This window comes from Psychrobacillus sp. MER TA 171 (genome assembly GCF_023713305.1).
Lineage (GTDB): Bacteria > Bacillota > Bacilli > Bacillales_A > Planococcaceae > Psychrobacillus.
On record NZ_JAMAWN010000001.1, the window covers coordinates 127,908 to 147,342 of the forward strand.

The 19,435-nt window shown below is 36.8% G+C and carries 10 protein-coding genes; 8 read left to right on the forward strand and 2 right to left on the reverse strand.

Going from position 1 to position 19,435, the window contains the following annotated elements:
• Nucleotides 1-4: 4 nt before the first annotated feature.
• The 8 genes from M3627_RS00590 to M3627_RS00625 all read left to right on the forward strand — a co-directional run bounded on the left by M3627_RS00590 (nt 5) and on the right by M3627_RS00625 (nt 17,100).
• Nucleotides 5-997 (forward strand): ABC transporter ATP-binding protein, encoded by a 993-nt coding sequence (locus tag M3627_RS00590; protein WP_251552809.1) that lies wholly within the window; start codon nt 5-7, stop codon nt 995-997.
• Nucleotides 994-1,989 (forward strand): ABC transporter ATP-binding protein, encoded by a 996-nt coding sequence (locus M3627_RS00595; protein WP_251552547.1) that lies wholly within the window; start codon nt 994-996, stop codon nt 1,987-1,989. The genes M3627_RS00590 and M3627_RS00595 overlap by 4 nt, the downstream gene beginning before the upstream one ends.
• Nucleotides 1,990-3,015: 1,026 nt before the next feature.
• Entirely contained in the window at nt 3,016-8,340 is a 5,325-nt protein-coding gene (locus M3627_RS00600) for a S8 family serine peptidase (protein ID WP_353056444.1), read from the forward strand.
• 474 nt (nt 8,341-8,814) lie between these two features.
• Nucleotides 8,815-10,266, forward strand: a complete 1,452-nt coding sequence (locus M3627_RS00605) for a right-handed parallel beta-helix repeat-containing protein (protein WP_251552548.1) — start codon at nt 8,815-8,817, stop codon at nt 10,264-10,266.
• A 1,476-nt stretch (nt 10,267-11,742) separates the two neighbouring features.
• On the forward strand, nt 11,743-12,585 hold the full coding sequence (locus tag M3627_RS00610) for a DUF6574 domain-containing protein (protein ID WP_251552549.1): 843 nt from the start codon (nt 11,743-11,745) through the stop codon (nt 12,583-12,585).
• Between the two features lie 16 nt (nt 12,586-12,601).
• Nucleotides 12,602-14,335 carry a TcaA NTF2-like domain-containing protein gene (locus M3627_RS00615; protein WP_169359515.1) on the forward strand — a complete coding sequence of 578 codons (1,734 nt, stop codon included), beginning with the start codon at nt 12,602-12,604 and terminating at the stop codon, nt 14,333-14,335.
• Nucleotides 14,336-14,882: 547 nt separating this feature from the next.
• Nucleotides 14,883-15,044, forward strand: coding sequence for a hypothetical protein (locus M3627_RS00620; protein WP_251552823.1), 162 nt, complete (start codon nt 14,883-14,885; stop codon nt 15,042-15,044).
• 181 nt (nt 15,045-15,225) lie between these two features.
• Nucleotides 15,226-17,100 (forward strand): SEC-C metal-binding domain-containing protein, encoded by a 1,875-nt coding sequence (locus M3627_RS00625; protein ID WP_251552550.1) that lies wholly within the window; start codon nt 15,226-15,228, stop codon nt 17,098-17,100.
• Between the two features lie 406 nt (nt 17,101-17,506).
• On the opposite strand, the gene M3627_RS00630 is transcribed toward M3627_RS00625, so the two are convergent.
• Both M3627_RS00630 and M3627_RS00635 read right to left on the reverse strand, forming a co-directional pair.
• A complete protein-coding gene (locus M3627_RS00630) occupies nt 17,507-18,772 on the reverse strand; it encodes a TRAP transporter large permease (RefSeq protein WP_169360699.1) in 1,266 nt (421 codons plus the stop codon).
• A complete protein-coding gene (locus M3627_RS00635; RefSeq protein WP_169360698.1) occupies nt 18,760-19,257 on the reverse strand; it encodes a TRAP transporter small permease in 498 nt (165 codons plus the stop codon). Before M3627_RS00635 ends, M3627_RS00630 begins: the two co-directional genes overlap by 13 nt.
• Nucleotides 19,258-19,435: the final 178 nt, after the last annotated feature.

Genomic DNA, 19,435 nt, shown 5'->3' on the forward strand with positions numbered 1-19,435 from the left:
GACTATCCAACCTTTAGAGGACTTATTAACGATTGATCATTTAAATATATCTTTTACAAATCATAAATCGGAAGTCATACCAGCAGTCAAGGATTTATCGTTTTATATTCAACAGGGGGAAACGCTAGGCTTAGTTGGAGAATCAGGCTGTGGGAAAAGTGTAACTGCCTTATCATTGATGCAGTTAATTGAAGAAAATACGAGCTCTATTCAAGGTGAAATCGTCTTTGAAGGAGAGAATTTAAACGCATTTTCGGAAAAAGAAATGCACAATATCCGGGGCAATAAAATCTCGATGATTTTTCAGGAGCCTATGACATCTTTGAATCCAGTCCATAAAATAGGAAAGCAGATTAGCGAGGTTCTTTTTCTACATGGGTTTGCTACGAAATCAAACAGCAAGGAAAAAACAATTGAAATTCTAAAAAAGGTAGGGATTCCTCGAGCAGAAAGCATCATAGAAGAATATCCCCATCAGCTCTCTGGTGGTATGAGACAAAGGGTCATGATTGCAATGGCAATGGCATGTAATCCTAAACTACTTATTGCAGATGAGCCTACCACTGCATTAGATGTAACGATTCAGGCACAGATTTTAGAGCTGATGAAGCAATTGCAGCTGGAATATAACACAGCAATCTTACTCATAACCCATGATTTAGGGGTAATCTCGGAAATGGCAGACAGGGTCATTGTCATGTATTATGGACAAATTGTTGAGCAAGCAGATGTTAGGACAATCTTTAAGAACCCAAAACATCCCTATACAATTGGTTTGTTAAATTCTGTTCCGAATATCCATAGTGAAAGTAATAATCGTCTCACTCCAATCGAAGGAAATGTCCCTAATATAGGGGCAATTAAGGAAGGTTGTCCGTTCCGCTTTAGGTGTCAGCACGTACATGCCAAATGCCAAGAACATAATCCCCCCTTATTCGAGCTGAATGCTCAGCGGGTAAGGTGTTGGTTATACGAAGAGCAGGGGGTGAAATCTTGAATAAACCTCTGTTGATTGTAGAGAACTTAAAAACTCATTTTCCCGTTAAAAAAAGTTTCTTTAAACAAAAAAAGCAGTTTGTCAAAGCCGTAGACGGACTGAATTTTTATGTGAATAGAGGAGAAACATTAGGGATAGTAGGAGAGAGTGGCTGTGGCAAATCAACAATGGGTCGAAGTATTCTTCGTCTGATTGAACCAACAGAAGGAAGAATTACGTTCAAAGGGGAGGAGATAACCTCCTTAAACGAAAGAGACCTAAGAAAAATGAGAGGCGAGATGCAAATAGTTTTTCAAGATCCTTTTGCTTCTCTTAATCCCAAAATGACAGTAGGTGCAATATTAGGTGAAGCAATACAAACCCACCAAATTGGACAAGGCTCTAAGGAAAGAGAAAAAAAAGTGCAAGAGTTATTAGTGAATGTAGGTCTTAGTCCAAGTTACATCGACCGTTATCCACATGAATTTAGCGGTGGACAAAGACAGCGAATTGGAATTGCTAGAGCTATTGCAGTGAATCCCTCTCTAATAATCGCAGATGAACCTGTTTCTGCTTTAGATGTCTCAGTCCAGGCGCAAATACTAAATCTTTTTCAAGATTTAAAAGAGTCTCTTGGACTTACTTACATATTCATCGCGCATGACCTTAGTGTCGTCAAGCATGTCAGCGATAGAATTGGTGTGATGTATTTAGGGAGAATAGTAGAATTATCCGATAAAAAAGGGTTATTTCAAAATCCACTACACCCATATACACAAGCGCTCATGTCGGCAGTTCCTTCATTAGATCCAGATGTAAAAAAAGAAAGAATTATCTTAACAGGTGACGTACCAAGCCCCTCCAACCCGCCGAGTGGCTGTACTTTTCACACGAGATGTCCCTTTAAACAAAGCATATGCGAAATGGTCGTTCCTCGAGAGATTAATGTTGCAGAAGGTAGGTATGTTAGTTGTCATCAATATGATGATGAGTTTGAGGAGAGTTTTGTTTGAGGTGTCCCTGTGTCCCACACAATTCCCTTATATTTCATTCAAGTAAGCAGCCACATCAGGCTGCTTTTTTCTTCGTTTCTGTACCTGTGTTACACACAATTTAAAACCTGTATTGAAAATCTTTCCGGGTAAAGATAGTAACTATTATTCGCATTCAAAATTTTATAATAGTGTCCATAAACTAACAGTTCCATCAAAAACTTTCCTCTCTTTTTTTACATATCATGACATAGAATGCTGTCGAAAACAATCGAAGGTTGGGGAGTTTACAAGGAAAAGCATTCAAATGTAATTAATTGTCGGAATAATACAATTTATTTTTCCTTGAAATATTTGTATATTTTAATAGGGAGAATTAGGAAAAAAAGATTTACTATTGACACAGGACGTATACGATTAAAGCCTTCTAGTCAGTGGAGGTTTAAACCAAAAGCTGCTATATGAAGATTGTGGTATACGAAGGAAATAATGTAGCAATAGAATTACACGTTGCACAAATGCTGATTTAGAAGATATTGCATAGGTTTGGTGACAGAGCTGATAGGAGGTGAAAAAACAGATGTGCTATATGCTCGTCTAATTGTAGTGCTAACGATATGCACCAATAGTAGTGCAAGAACCATCAAGTTCGGATGCAATAGCTGATGAAAAATTATAAAAAAAGTAGCTGGCGGTATTAATTAAGCTGGCTAATGGTTCTTACTCTACAAAAACGATTACCGCATCTTCAATACGGATTTGAAGCAGCCTCTGTAAAGCTTTGCTAATTATTACTGTCAATAATGTAAAAAATGTTTTTCTTGACCCCGTAACAAACAATTCTCTCATAAATATAATTTATTCCAGCGGTAGATAGCTATTCTATCATATTCGAAAGCGCATAGATTGGTAAGTATTAAGTACAATTTGATACTTCATCTGTCTAATAGGAAGTGTGCGATCCTCATTAAAAGACAGTAGCTTAAAGATAAATTTAAAATTGCGCTTTAAAAGTAAAAAACATTTGTACTAATAGGGGGAAATTTAGTGGGGAAAAAACTAGTTTATAAGTTTTTTAAAGTGTTTTTAGTACTAGCTATGGTCTTGACGATGTTCAGTCCAATGATGACTGCATCCGCAAATGGGGAGAAAAAGCCGTTCAAGCCAAACATTCCAAGTGAAAGTACTATGGAGCTAAAGGCGGCAATAGCAGAACAAGTAAGTTTGTCGCTTAATGGACCGAAGCTTCACAAAGATTTACAAAATATTTCAGGCAATCAGGAAGTTGCTGTAATTATTCATCTTTCAGAGAAACCTGTTGCGCTTGAAAAAGGAATTAATGAGTTAAAAGGAAAATCGTTCACTGCTGCTCAAGAAAGTAAGATAAGAAGTAATGTACGAGCTCAACAAACAGCTGTAAAGAAAGAGATTAACCTTAAAAAGATATCAATGAAACAAGGATATACATTTGACACTGTTTTAAATGGTTTTGCGGCGGTTGTTAAAGCGGAAGACCTACCAAAACTATTAGAAGTTAAGGGTGTAACGCTAGTAGAGCCTGATGCAATCGTTTATGCATCGGAAGCACCTCAAAAAACAAAAACTGTTAATTCCTCTTCTATTAAAAAAGAGGGAAAAATAGATGCAAAGATGAATACAAGCATTTCATTTCTTGGCATTGAAAGACTTTGGAATGAAGGAATAGAAGGGCAAGGCATTAAGGTTGCAGTACTAGATACGGGTATTGATGCAGACCATCCAGAATTTGCTAACATCTACAAGGGCGGAAAGAATTTCATACCTAATTCATCTACGTATACAAGACCCCGTGCAGATAATGACGCATCAGAAACTTTACCTTCTGAACGTCCTGCTGGAACTCCTGAATTTAATGCAAATGGAAGCTCATTCTATACATCTCATGGTACACATGTTGCTGGGACAATCGCAGCAATTGGGGCTAATGAGTTCGGAATCAAGGGAATTGCACCAAAAGTAGATTTATATGCTTACCGCGTATTAGGTGCCTACGGTAGTGGATCTACTTCAGGTATCATTAAAGCTATTGATACTGCGGTAGTAGAAAAAATGGATGTTATTAACCTTTCTCTTGGTGGGGGAGCTAACACTGAAACGGACAGTGGATCATTTGCAATTAACAATGCAATGATGGCAGGGACTATTTCTGTAATTGCTACAGGAAATTCAGGTCCTAACCGTGGGACGATGGGAACACCTGCTACTGCAAGATTAGGAATTGCTGTTGGTAACACGACTAATCCGGAAAAGATGCATAACGGACAAGTAAACGTTACGGTTGGTGAATATAATTTAACAAAGCAACTGCAACTGATGGGGACAACTTTTGGTACAGACGTTTCCACTCAGCTTCAAGGTGAATTTGATTTAGTTGCTGTTCCTGGAAATGGAGAAGTAAAAGATTACAACGGACTAGATGTTCAAGGAAAGGTTGTTCTAGTATCTCGTGGCGGAATTGCATTTGTCGATAAAATTGCAAATGCGAAGGAAAACGGGGCTAAGGGAGCAATTATTCATAACTTTGCGGGAGGTACCAATGCACCAAATGCCTCTGGAACATTCTTAGGAGACTCTTTTGACTTTATCCCAACGTTTGATATGTCTCAAACAGACGGGGACGCAATTCGTGCAGCGTTAGTAAACGGAACAGGGAAGGTTTCATTCGGGAACTTTGGATCTGAACAAACTACTGGGGATGATGTGAACAGCTCAAGCTCACGTGGGCCATCTACTCCTAACTTTGATATTAAGCCTGATGTGAGTGCACCTGGTACAAACATTATGTCTACAATACCTATGTACAAAACAGACTTCCCGGAAGCTGTGTATGGTGAAGCTTATGATCGTAAAACAGGAACGTCTATGGCAACTCCTCATATCGCAGGGATTGCAGCTCTTGTTAAACAAGCAAATCCGACATGGAATGCTTTCGATGTAAAGGTTGCTCTTTCCAATACAGCTAAAATTCTAGACAAGACTAAATTTGATGTGTTTGCGCAAGGCGCTGGCCGTGTAGATGCGTATGCCGCTGCTCATCCAAATGTACTTGCTTATGCAATTGACACAGCTGTATTAGATGGAAGTGGAGCAGTTGTTGAAAACTTGAAAGGGACGGTCACATTTGGTCCGCAATCTTTGAAGGACAAAAACCTTTCTGTTACAAAACAAATTCTAGTAAAAGATTTAAAGAATACAGGTGGAAACTATAATGTAACCGTAGATGTTACAAAAACATTTGCGGATGCTAAAGTGACGGTTGATAAACCGACATTTACATTAGCAGGTGAGCAGTTGTTAAATGTCACGTTGACTGCTTCTAAAGTAGCAACAGCACCAAAGGGATCTGAAATTCTAGGTTATATCCGTATTAACGGTGGAGGTTCAGAGGTTTCATTACCATTTGCTGCAGACTTTTCTACTGTTACAGCACCTTCTACAGAAATTAAAGATATGTCTATTACAGAAACTGACCTTTCCTTTAATGGAGATGGTGTGAAGGACACAGCTAACCTTTCATTCACATTAACTGGTCCTGTGACAACAAACTATATCGAACTTTGGGATATGATGAACCCTGAAGGCGGGGAGTATGGAGACGGTTACATCGGTTATTTACATGCAGGTGATTCACTTGCAGCAGGTAAATGGACGCTACCGATTACTGGTGAGTACAAACCTTGGGGTACTGCACCTGCAACAACTATTCCAGACGGTCTGTACACAATTGACTTTACTGGTCAAACAACAACAGGAGCAATCATTGGTGATTATGTAGGCCCTATCGTTGTTAAGACGACCAAACCAGCAATCGCTGGCTCTGTGAAGGACGGAGTGGCAACCGGGAAAGTAACGGACAAGTATATTACGTATAACGAAGAATTATATTTATACGGATTAGAATATGATTTGAATGCAAAATTAAATGCTTCCTATGTTGCAACTGTAAACGGAGTACCTGCTGCGCCTGTAAAATTCAATTTAGCACAGGACGGGTCATTCACATTCCCAGTGGCAACAGGAACTAACTCTATCAAAGTAGTTGTCCAAGATGCTGCAGGTAATGTAGGAGAAGCGTTAATCTATGAAAATAACAATCCTGATCCAGAACCAGAACCAGTAGTAACACTAGCTGTTAATCCATCTAAACTTGATTTAGAAACTGGTAAAACAGCTCAACTTTCGGTTACAGAAACATCTACTCCAGCAGAAGGAACAGCGACTGATAAGGATGTAACTGCAGAAGCTACTTACACAGTAGCGGACGAAGGTGTAGTAAAAGTTTCCAAAGGATTAGTAACAGCTGTTGCTAAAGGAACTACAACAATCACTATTACTCATGGTGCAAATACAGTAACTGTCAATGTAACCGTGAAAGATGTTGATGTTATTGTCCCTGGCGTGAAGCTAGTTGCAAACAAAACGCAAGTTGATTTGGATCCTAAAAAAGAATTCCAACTGAATATTAAAGAGGTAACAACAACTGCAGATGGTAAAACAAAACAACAGGATGTAACGAAAGCTGCAACATACAAAGTAGCAGATACTAAAGTTGTTTCTGTGAAGAATGGTTTAATCACAGCTAAAAATGCAGGTAGTACAACAATCACCGTTAAATACGGGAAAAATGAACTGACTATTAATGTGAACGTGATAGAACCAGTCGTGACATTGACTGCGAACAAGACTGAGCTTAATCTAGATCCAGGAAAAGAAGCTCGCTTAACGATTAAAGAAGTAACAACTGGAGCAGATGGAAAAACAAAAACAGTTGACGTAACGAAGGCTGCAACGTATAAAGTTGCAGACAATAAAGTAGTTTCAGCAAAAGAAGGATTAGTAATTGCTAAAAATCCAGGAAGTACAACAATTGCAGTTAAATATGGTAAAAATGAGTTAAATGTGAATGTTACAGTTACAGAGCCAGGAGTGACATTGACAACAAACAAAGCACAAATCGATCTAGAGCCAGGCAAAGAATCACAACTGGTTATTAAAGAAGTTACAACAGGTGCGGACGGAAAAACAAAGCAGAAGGATGTAACAAAATCTGCAACGTATCAAGTAGCAAACGGTAATGTAGCTTCTGTTAGCAATGGCTTAGTAATAGCGAAAAGTGCAGGAGAAACAACAATCACAGTTAAGTATGGTAAAAACGAGTTAAAGGTAAATGTCACAGTTACAGAACCAATTATCACTCTGACTACAAACAAATCAGAGGTTAATCTGGAACCAGGCAAGGAATCTCAACTGAAGATCAAACAAGTAACAACTTCAGCAGATGGAAAAACAAAAGAGGTTGATGTAACAAGCTTTGCAACGTATAAAACTGCCAATAACAAAGTGGCAACGGTAAGCGGTGGCTTAATCAAGGCTAAAGGTGCGGGCACTACAACCATTACAGTAAAATACGGTAAAAATGAATTAACTGTAAATGTAACTGTAACTGAACCTGAAGTAACATTAACTGTTGATAAAACAGAAGTTAGTCTAGGGTCAGGAAAAGAAGTGCAATTAAAAGTGAAGGAAATTACAACAACAGCAGATGGAAAAACAACAGAAAAAAATGTTTCCGCATCTGCAAAATACAAAGTAGCTGATAGTAAAATTGCTTCTGTAACTAACGGCTTAGTAAGAGGAAAAGCGGCAGGAACTACAACAATTAACGTTAAATATGGCAAAAATGAATTGACAGTAAACGTGTCGGTCATTGAACCAAAAGTCACATTAAGTGTGGATACTAACCAATTGAATTTAGAAAAAGGTAAAGAAGCTCAGCTGACTGTTAAAGAAATAACGACAACGGCAGATGGAGAAACAACAGAAAAAGACGTTACAACATCTGCAAAATATAAAGTAGCAGCTACTAAAGTAGCTTCTGTTACTAATGGTTTAGTATTAGCAAAAGCAACAGGAGAAACAACTATTACTGTGATCTATGGTAAAAATGAGCAAACAGTAAATGTATCTGTTTCAGAACCAGAAGTAACTATTAAAGCAGATAAAACGCAAGTGGATCTAAAACCAGGTAAGGAATTACAACTAACTATTACAGAAGTTACGACATCTGCAGATGGGCAAACATCTGAAAGAGATGTAACAATAGCTGCTTCATACAAAACAGATAATAATAAAATTGCCTCTGTCACTAGTGGACTAGTAAGAGCAAAGAGCATTGGAGAAACAATGGTCACTGTTAAGTATGGTAAGCACACAATTATCATTAGCGTAGTAGTTTCTGAACAAGGGAAATTGGGTAGTGAATCGGTTAATAGCGAATTATTCCTACTTCCTGAAGTTCCTACTCTTACAGTAGAAGAAAGACTTGCAAGTTAATAAAAGTTAAAAAGAAGTAGCAGACGTAGAAACGTCTTGCTACTTCTTTTTTATAGGGAAAGTTGTGTCTGTCCCTGTGTCACAAACAATTTACAAACAATTCATTTAAACAAGAAGTTGATGCCTTACTAAAAAACTACATCTATATTTCAGAAAGAAGATAGTCAAAGGTAGGTTACTTTTGGTGCAGTTAGTGAATGCTATTCTAAAGGATTAAGTTGGTCATGTTTTGTTTAAATAATTAAATTGGTAGTTTTAGCAATTGGAGTAGTTATAATGCAAGGTAGATTTCTTTTTATTGATGTTGCTATTGCTAGAGAAATGAAAAGTAATCATTAGTTCCTTTTTTCTATTCTATCTATAAGAGTTAGGGTTTGATACAATGTAACAAGTCGAGAGGAAGATTCTATTACTTTTGTTGTTATTATTTGTAACAAATTAGAAAATTTAAATTATTTAAGTCGGAGTTGAATTATGAAGAATTTTAAATGGAAAGAACTTATTTTTACACTAATATTAATGATGATTGTTGGGCTCATCATAGGTTATAGTCTAGCTACTACGAAATCATTAGATCAATCGGATTACATAGAAATACATAAGTTTGGAGCTATCGGGGATGGAAAAACAGATGATACTCTCGCTTTTCGGAAGGCCTCTAAGGAAAGAGGGATTATAAGCTTAGAATCTGGCAAAACTTATTTGATTAGCAAAACGATTTTTCTCGATTTAAGCACGATCAAAGGAATACAAGGGAATAATGCCAAGATTCTTGTTAGAGGAGATATTCCTGCCTTTCATTTGACAGGGAATAAAATAGAGGATGGCGCTGAACCACCATCCAATGTGGGATTAGAAGATGAATTTTCAGCAGTAATTGAAGGACTTCACGTATACTCTAACAATCACCAAGGAACAGCGTTAGTTTTAGATGGCTCCTTTGGAGTAAATATATCAAATTCCCACTTTTATAGCCTTAAAAAAGGGATAGAGCTTATCAATAAAAATAGGAATGTTATTATTACAGAAAATCAAATATGGGATATGGCTGATTACGGGATTCACTATAATAACACAAACACACATCAGAGCATCATCTCCAATAATCATATTTCCTACGCGAAGATTGCCATTTTATTTGAAAATGGTGATGTACATAACACGCAACTAAATAGTAATGATATTGAGGTAGGACACTCGGAAAATGACAATACACTTAATGCGGTTAAAGTCATTGCAAGCGAGGTAAACTCGCAATTTTCCCAAGCTCAGATTGTAGGAAATACGATTGAGGATCACTTTCATGCTAAAGAAGGTTTATTGAACTTTTATGCAGAAACCTTTGATCCTTCGAAGATAGGAACAGACGATGTACCTTATATAGGTATGGTTGAATTAGTAGGAAATGAATTTTCAGGATCATCGAAGGCGATTGTCTTAGAAAATAGTAATGATTTAATCGTAAACGGAAATACCTTTAAGATTATCACAGAAGTGTTTATCTCTATTTTTACAGGCGGGGAAGGTATTAATATAACTGGAAACACTTTTTCGGGAAAAATAAATAAAGATTCGGGCGGGAGGGTCCTTGAAGTAGAAGGAGGAAAAACTGGATTTAACTCCTCCTTCAGGTACTTTATGTTTAACAATAATTCTGCGTATAATTTATCCGAGAGTCTCATTAATATAAAGAAAAAAGACGGAGTGAAGGAAGAATTTAACGTATCCAATCTAAGTATGAGCAATAATATCTTCAATACAACTAAAGCAACAGATTATGTGATAGATATTAACGTACCCTCCTTAACAAATACGATCTTTAGCTCTAACATTATTACTACAGGTAGTAATAATGCGCTAAAAATAACTGGTGAAAATGAAGGTAGTTTAGTGATTAGGGATAATATTGTTAATGGGTTGGAGTAATTGTGTCTGTCCCTGTGTCACACACAATTTCCGCACAATTAACTGTGACTAGATTCGAGCGGCAGAGTCGTTTGTATCTGTCCCTATGTCAGACACAATTTATCAAAAGAAGTAGTCAAGGGGAACCCTGGCTGCTTCTTTTTTAGAGGTAAACCTAGAGAGAGAGCTGGGGGAGCTTTATCCTCGTTCGCAGGGATTTATGACGGGGCGCGAGAATATATAACCCGTTCGGAGGGATTTATGACCGTTCGCGAAAATATATGACCCGTAGAGAATTTTTGACCTAGTTCTCTGTTTATTTCCCTATGTTCCACACAATTCATCCAAAGAAGTAGTCATAGGGAAACCTGGCTACTTTTTTATTACTCCTAGACGATAGCTGGAGGAAATTTGTGTGCATCCCTATATCAGACCCAATTTATGTTATAAAAGTGTCCAGGACAATAGGTGCTATTAAGTCTACCAGGGGGTATGGCATATATATTTACGTAATCTTAGATAGAAGAAAGTTTATTTTTGGATTAAACGCCAGTAGAGCTACGAATCGTTTCCTTAACAACTTTGTATTGTTGCACAGTTGACTTATTTTCTGGGTATAAGCATAGTTCAAATTTTGTACCGTTAGGATTTGTAATAGGTAAAATATTGAGTTAGACATTTCTCCATTCTTTCTTTCATACTTTTTATCCCCTTCGTCATCTTCTTTGACTAGTAACTAAGTTTTTATAATACATATCAAATCAAAGCAAGTAGGGTAGACGTACTATTCTATAGATCTCAGTTGAGCTGCTTAGATCAACGTAAGTCCAAAAGAGTCATGACCCTTCACTAAAAAGATATCTCTATTGTTAAAGGTATAACCCTAATAAAGGAAATTTATTTTAGAATAATCCATTCTATACGCTAAAGTAAACTTATAAAAATACATTTAAATAGGTTATTTTTCATAGGAATATAAGCATATGTTATAGCGAACACTTTTTACAGCATCGATTGAAGATACTAACAATTAAGAATTTGTATTGGATAGAAAAAAAAGACTAGTAATCCTATTCATAACTTACATCAACTTGGAATTTTAAGGAGGTGATCAAATGGTGGAAGATTGCAAAGCTTGCGGTGGTACCGGAGAAGAATGGATTGCAAATCCTCTTGGAGGAACTAAGGTTCCGTGTGGAGCATGTGGAGGAAGAGGGTATTAATTTAATTTAGAGATGTATGTAAAAGAATCATAGAACGTACAAGCTGTTGTACGTTCTATTCATAATGTAATTTATAAAAGAAAGAGAACGGCATCCAAGAGAAAATAATTAATTATAACTAGCTTTTTATAAATCTTTACTAAGAATTTATATATAAAAACGTATTCTTACTAGTGAATAATATGACACATATTAAATTAATAGAATTCGTTCTATTGGATGACTACAAATAATATCTTTTCTTTATGACCTGAAATTATGAAGGAGGACAAGGATGAAAAAATGTATTTCATGTGAGAACGAGCAAGATACAGGTAAGTTTTGTGGGAAATGTGGGGGAGAGGTTGTAGTAAGTATAAATGGAAATGCTGAATCGAGTGCAGAGTTATCTACTTCGAATGTTGCTGGAAATCTAAATGTTCCGCATACTACTAATGCATCCTCGAATGAACGTGTTGAGAAGGTGAAAGAGCATTCTAAAATGTTTTGGAACTATTTTGTAAGGTACATAAAAAGACCTTCTGAATCATTTGTGACCGGTACTTCAGAATTTATCAATGCACTTATATCAATTTTGATTTTCGCTATTATTTTCGGGATTACCATTTACGTTTCTATATCTAGTTTTGTCCAAGCTGCGTTGGATGGGCTTGGAGGGCTAGGGGAATTTTTTATTGGAGAGATAGAGAGTCCTCCATTTTTTAGTATATTTGGTTCAGCGTTTCTATTTGCTATAGTATCTATGGGATTAGTTTTTCTAGCTTTATTTACTGTAACCAAGTTTTTTGGCCCATCAAAAACTTGGCAGGAATTATTAAGCTATTATGGGGCGTATATGCTTTTAAGCAGCTTAGTAGGATTAATTGGTCTTATCTTATTTCTACTAAATATTTATGTTATAGGAAGTGTGATTGTCATTCTTTCTTTTTTAATCATGCTAGCTATTATCCCTACCTATATAATCAATAAATTACTTGAGTTAAAGTCCCAGAAGCTCGATAAATTCCATGGTTACTTAGTGTATATTCTCTTATTTTCATTTGTTTATTGGATTTACATTAAAATTATTGCAGACTCTACTATAGCTCCAATGATAGAACAATTAAGAAGTTTGTGAGAGAGGTGATTGTCTAATGGAGACTTTTTGTAAAGAGTGTGGTCACCAATTGATAACGGGTAATAATATATGTGTGAACTGTGGGAACCAAGTCATCCAGCCTAAAAGAGTGAAAAAGTATAAGAAAAAAGAGAAAATGTATTTTGGTATAACGGTAGGTATAATTTCTATAATTATAGGTTTTTCTATGTGGGCTAATTCTTATTTTTCACAGGAGTCTACTGGAAAAAGATTTGCCGAAGCTATTTCTGAGAAAAATACGGAGAGTTTAACGAAATTAGTTGTCCATCAAGATGGTTCACCAATTATCGCTATGGAAGCGGAAGCTCTTGTGAAGCTGCTAGTGAAAGAAGGAAAAAGGTCTATCGAGGATTATTATTCTATCCAGCCAAATGGAAAGTTCTTAGGCGTCTTTCAAAAGCATCAAGTAGAAATGGTTGACCAATTTGCTTATGTAGAGGGAACTGTAGAACCTTTATCGTTTCGGTTTAATAAAGAAAAAGTAAAAGAAGAAGATAGGGGAGAAGACTTTGTATTGATGGGGCCTCTATCCCCGGGAATATATGATTTAGAAACTAAATTTGAAAATGATTTTGGTTCAGGGGTAACAACTTCTGAGATTTATTTATGGAATGTGGAGGGCGAGCCATCCTGGATTCAGTTGGAACTGCCTTTTTCAGAAGTAGTATTTGAATTAGAGAACTATTCAACTGCAATGAAAAAAGCAAGTGTATTAATTAATGAAACTGAAATATTAATAAATAGTAATGGTGCTACAGATCCAATTGGCCCCATTATGCTAGATGGTACACAAAAAGCAAAATTGGTTGTTGAATATCCGTGGGGGAAAGTAGAATCAGAAAATATAGGAATTAATAGTGACTATCAATTTTTAACAGCAAGTTTTTTAACAAAAAATCAAGAAACAGAGGTAGCTAATCTATTGTTGCAGTTTGGAGAAGAATTAGCCCAAGCCAAAGCTGCTAATTCGACTGATGTATTTACGACTATTACAGAAGATAATGTAGAGATCATTCAAAACCATATATTGAATGGTAATTCCTATAATAATCTCCTTTACTCTGGGCAGTTTGAGGAAATGAGTATGGATGCAAATATTTTAGGTTTGTTAGAGCATATACCCGGCATTAAGGTTAATGCAGAGCTTCTATATAAAGAAGCAGATTATTACTTAGAGGACACACCTGAATTTGTAAGTAAATCATATCCGTTCTTATTTGAATTAACGTATGATGAGCAAGAGAAAAAATGGCTCGTTCAGAGTGAAGACAAATGGAATACTGTACAAAATGCTACTCATGTCTTAAAGGGATCAAATACCTTATATGAACCAGACCAAGAAACTATTAAAACAGCAAAAGTAGATATCATCAAGGAAGAAATAGAATATTTTATGGGAAGATTTCTTTATGCAAGTGTGGATGCGATTAACAATAATTCCATGTCCTTTGTAGAATACTTAATGACAAAAGACGGGCCCTCACTAAAGGAAACAACTGACTATATAGCTAATATGAAAGAGAAGGGAATAACCCAAATATTATTATCTTTTAGTGTAGATAAAGTAGAAGAAAAAGAAACGGATGTATGGCAAGTTGCCTACACTGCGGAATATCGAACATTCTACCCTGACAAGGAAACGATAAAAAAGTTTAAGACGGTTTCTATAGTAAAGAAAGTAGACGGTCAATGGCTTGCAGACGAGTTGATATCTACTGATGAAATATAAGAATGATTATGGAGTATGTCTATCCCTGTGTCACACACAATTTATTAAAAGAAGTAGTCAAGGGGAACCCTGGCTGCTTCTTTTTTAGAGGTAAACCTAGACAGTTGGCCGGATAAACTTTAGCATCGTTCTCAGGGATTTCTGACCGTTCGCGAAAATATATGACCGGTAGAGAGTTTTTGACTTAGGTTTATACCCTTTCTCTGTGTCTGTCCCTTTGTCACACACAATTTCCACACAATTCATCGAATGGAGGGGCCGTGGGAAGCGTTCGGCTACTCTTAGTTGTGTCTGTCCCTGTGTCAGACACAATTTCTGCACAATTCATCAATAGAGTAGCCACAGAAAATGTCCGGCCTCTTTACTCGTGTATTCAGCTAGAAAGTTGTACGTGTCAAAATGTTTAAAGCAAACTTATCAACGTTCGCTGAGTTTTATGACATGTAAAGGAGTTGGTTTACAGTATCTCGTATAAAAAGTGAGTAAGATACTTCTTACTCCCATGATATACTCAAATATAAAAGAGTTATTAATAGGGGGTTTTTAAGTGATGGACAACCAATATTTTGTAGGCTGGGGTACATTGGCGTTGATAAATGCTGGACTTGCACAAGGAAAGAATAGAACGGGGTTAAATTGGTTTTTTCTTTCTCTTATATTAGGTCCCTTGGCAACATTAATTTTGTTGTTTGTTGAAAAGAGGGGATAACATTGTGATGCGTTGTGTACATCCCTGTGTATCAGATCATTTATCAGAAGTAGCCATCAAGTAACTCGGCTGCTTCTTTTTTATGTTCTAACCTATCTAGGAAGTTAGTCTTTAATTCATGATAGGCATCGACCTAATTTTATAAATTTTGTTATGATAAAAAGAAAAAGGTGTGATTTCAATGACAATAGGACGCAATGATCCTTGCCCATGTGGGAGCGGGAAAAAGTATAAGAAATGCCACGGTGCGAAGGATGTAGTGTCGATTGATAAAGTGGTGGAGGGTGAATTACGACAAATATTAGAATCTTATTATGCGGAGTATCCACAACAAAAAGACATGTTCGAGTTGAATATGACGATGAACACGTGGGACTCCAGACTAAGAGGGATTTGGGAGAAAAACCAAATCGAACTTCTGGCATTAGACTATTATTTATTGATAAAGAAAGAAGAACAATGGAAGAATTATTTAGAGAAACAAATGAAAAAATCATCGAGAGCATCTGTAACGGAAGTGCTCAAAGAGTGGACAAGTCCTATTATTCTTATTGGGAAAGTGACGAAGGTTAAAGAGGAAACAATACTTGTTCAGGACATGGTCAGTGGAACTGTTCATGAAATGGAAAAGTTTCAGAGTTTAGATATTAACTTGATGTCTTATATCGTAGGGATAGTATTTTCGGATCATCGAAAAGGCTCCAACGGAATAAGTATTGCTACAGGCTTTCTGATTATGCCTGAAATGCTCGATGGAGAAATGAAAAGAATAAAGGAGTTTGCTAAAAAGAGTAAGTTAGATTCTCGAGATTTTCTAAAGGAAAACCTTTTGGAATGCTTTGAGCTTCTGCAAGAGGATGTACCTGAGATTTCGCCTGCACATCAAGAAATACTAGAGATTTTAGAAGAATTTTTAGATGAAAACGATTTAAGCGACGAAATGCTTATGCCACTGTTGCAGGAGTATTTAATCGCTTGTTCTCCAAATCCAAGGAAAAAAGAAGCTGTTGCTGCTGGTGCAGTCCGTTTCGCTAATGAGTACCTTAGCTTTGATACTTATGACTGGACGAACAAGGAAATTGCTGAAACGTTTGATGTATCACCTTCTACTGTCAAAAAGTACTTTGAGGAAATAGAGGAATTCTATTTAAATATGGGAAATGAAATTGTAGAAGAATTAGATGGCAGTCAACCTATGGGAAATTTTCGATTTGAGGTAGGAACATATCCTCGTCTTTCTGAATACCGAAACTGGGAGCTACTGATGCACATGGATAGCGTTGAAATTGAAAGTGAAGAAGAGATGCAACGATTAGTATCTCAATTTATGAATAAACCTTATGAGCCTAAGAATAATTCAGAAAAGGCTCAATTAAATGCATATGAAGGTTATTTTGCAGAAACGGAGCAGCTTCGAAATAATTATTGGAAGATTGCTGAACTATCAGACCCGAACAATCCAGATGTCCTGCTACACAACGCAGAATTGGCGAAAAATGAAAAGACAGCAAGAGAATTTTATAAAAAAGCCATTAAAGAAGCTTACAAACAGTTCGATTCATCATTTGACGTAGCTTGGGGCTACGTACCTAATCGTCCATATTTGCGTGCTCTATTTGCATATGGTGTTTGGGAATTTGAGCTTGGTAATTTCGATGCTGCGCTGGATCAGTTCCTACAAGTAATGGAGCTAAACCCAAATGATAAACAAGGTGCCCGATACTTGTTAGTAAGCACCATGCTACACCTCGGATCACCGGAAGAAGCTGAGGCAGTTTTAGCGCTTTACCCTAATCCAGACGATGCAACCTACGAATACTTAAGCTTTCAAACGAAGAAAATGTTGCATAAATCTCAAGGTAAGCCACTAAGGGAAAAGGAATTAGAACCTATTATGGATAAACTAGCAAAGCTAAACCCTTTAGCACTCTACTTACTTGCAATGGACCATATTCCTTCAGAGCCTTATCCTAAATCAGCAGTCGTAACAGCAAAAAGTCACGAAGAAGCACAGCTGATTCATACGCTTATGGAAGGATTTGATATGCGAGAGTAAAATTGTGTCTGTCCCTGTGTCCCACACAATTCCCACACAATTCATCGAATGGAGAGACCGTGGGAAGCGTTCGGCTAGGTTGTGCGCATGTCTAGATGTTTAGCACCGTAGGACAGAGACTTATGACCGTTCGTAAAAACTTATAACCGTTCGAGAGAGATTTATAACAGTTCAAGCAAATTTATGACCGTTCGAAAGAGATTTATAACAGTTCAAGCAAATTTATCAACGTTCACCCGAGATTTATCACCGGTATAGAACTTTTGTCTGTTCCTGGTGTCAAACATTGTGAAGCAGCCAGAAGAGAAAACTGTCTGCTTCCTTTTTGCATTTCCCACACTACTCACTAAGCTCTCAACAGAAAAAAGAGACCAAGAACATATCGCTCTTGGTCTCTTTCCATAAATCACCTTGTAAGAAACAATGAAATTTCTGGGAAAATAATAATCAACACGAGTACTATCGCAAAGATGGCAAAGAACGGGATGACTCCTTTTATTACCCTGTCGACTTTTTCCTTGGATATTGCACTGACGACAAAGAGATTTAGTCCTACAGGTGGTGTGATCATACCGAGTTCCATGTTCACTACCATGATTATTGCAAAGTGGATAACGTTGATATCCAGCGTTGTGATGATTGGTAGAAGGATAGGCAGAGTGATTAAAATAATCGCAGTTGGTTCTAAGAACATCCCTAGGATGAAGAATAAAACGCTTACAATTATTAAGAATGTCCATTTATTAAAGCCGCTTTCGCTTACCCATGATGCGAACCCTTGAGGAATTTGTTCAGTTGTTAAGAACATTCCTAGTATGAGTGCTGCAGCGATGATTAAAAATATCATGGAGGTAGTGGTAATGGACTCATTTAATATGTGTTTAAATTTAGCCCAGTTCAATTCCCTGTATACGAAAATAGAGATGATAATCGCGTATAGGGATGCTAGGAAGGATGCTTCTGTTGGTGTAACGACCCCGCTATAGATTCCGCCTAATATAACAACAGGCATTATTAGACCCCATACTGCTTTTAACGTTGGTCTCCATCTATCTTTAAGAGGGACTTTCTCTAACCCACCATAGCCCTTGCGATGTGCAACAATTACCGCATAAACCATTAAGGATAGCCCAAGTAATATACCGGGTAAGATCCCTGCAGAGAATAGCTTTCCAGTGGATTGTTCAGATACGGAACCATATAGAATAAGTGGGATGGAAGGAGGGATTAAGATTCCTAATGTACCCGCAGCAGCTACTAATCCCATGGAATATGTTTTATCGTATCCTGCTTTCACCATCATAGGAATCATTATTGCTCCGATTGCCGCAGCAGTAGCCGGGCTTGATCCAGAAATAGCTGCAAAAATCATACAAGTTAGCACCGTTACAACAGATAACCCGCCTTTTGTATGTCCAACCCAGGATTTGATACATTCTATTAAATATTTGGAGATACCCCCCTTTGCCATGACCAATCCAGCAAAAACGAAACCTGGTATAGCCATCAGCGTTGTACTATTTACCCCTGTAAACATTTTTTGAATGACCGTATCCAGCGAGAAGTCTACTAAATAGAGTCCAAAAATACTGGAGACTACTAAGCTTATAGCAATAGGGACTCTCAAGAAGGCTAAAACAAATAATAATCCAATGACGATTATTGCTTCCATTCTAAATCACCTCCATGAGTAATTTCCTCATGCTTCACAAAGAATCTATATGCTTTTTCACAGAAGCGGATAAGTAATAAAACCCCAGCAATCGGCATGATTAAATAGTTGATCCAAATAGGGAACCCAAGATCTATTGTTTTAATCTGCTGATCGTATGCAGTAAGAACCATATTAAAACCTGTCCATATAATGAATATACTGAAACCAATCCCTATGATAAAAATGATGGCTTGAGAGACTTTTTTCATAGTAGGACCAAACTTATCATAAAATAGTTCGATGGCAATATGTTTATCTTCTTTTAAGGCTGTAGAAAAGCCTATGAAAATTGCCCATACAAGGAGCATCGTATAAACCTCTGTTGCCCAGCTTTGGGAAGCCCCCATGACGTATCGCATAAAGACGGAGTATAGACTAATACCAATTCCTAAAAGGAATAAAATACCAGATAAAGCGCTTTCAATAAAGTTTAAAACTTTCAATCAGATTCCTCCCCTATTAGTTTATGTATTTCGGATACAGGATTACAAGGTACATCATAATACAGTATATTTGAAAAAACAATATAAAATTCTAATAATACTAAATATTATAATTTTTCTTTACTTTCAGTTTTCGGTGTGATAATTTGTAAGTGAGTTGTATCCAAAGTACAGAGTA

Bases quoted from the DNA above. Each gene is read 5' to 3' on its own strand.
- M3627_RS00605 (WP_251552548.1), top strand. From the start codon at position 8,815: ATGAAGAATTTTAAATGGAAAGAACTTATTTTTACACTAATATTAATG.
- M3627_RS00610 (WP_251552549.1), top strand. From the start codon at position 11,743: ATGAAAAAATGTATTTCATGTGAGAACGAGCAAGATACAGGTAAGTTT.
- M3627_RS00615 (WP_169359515.1), top strand. From the start codon at position 12,602: ATGGAGACTTTTTGTAAAGAGTGTGGTCACCAATTGATAACGGGTAAT.
- M3627_RS00625 (WP_251552550.1), top strand. From the start codon at position 15,226: ATGACAATAGGACGCAATGATCCTTGCCCATGTGGGAGCGGGAAAAAG.
- M3627_RS00630 (WP_169360699.1), bottom strand. From the start codon at position 18,772: ATGGAAGCAATAATCGTCATTGGATTATTATTTGTTTTAGCCTTCTTG.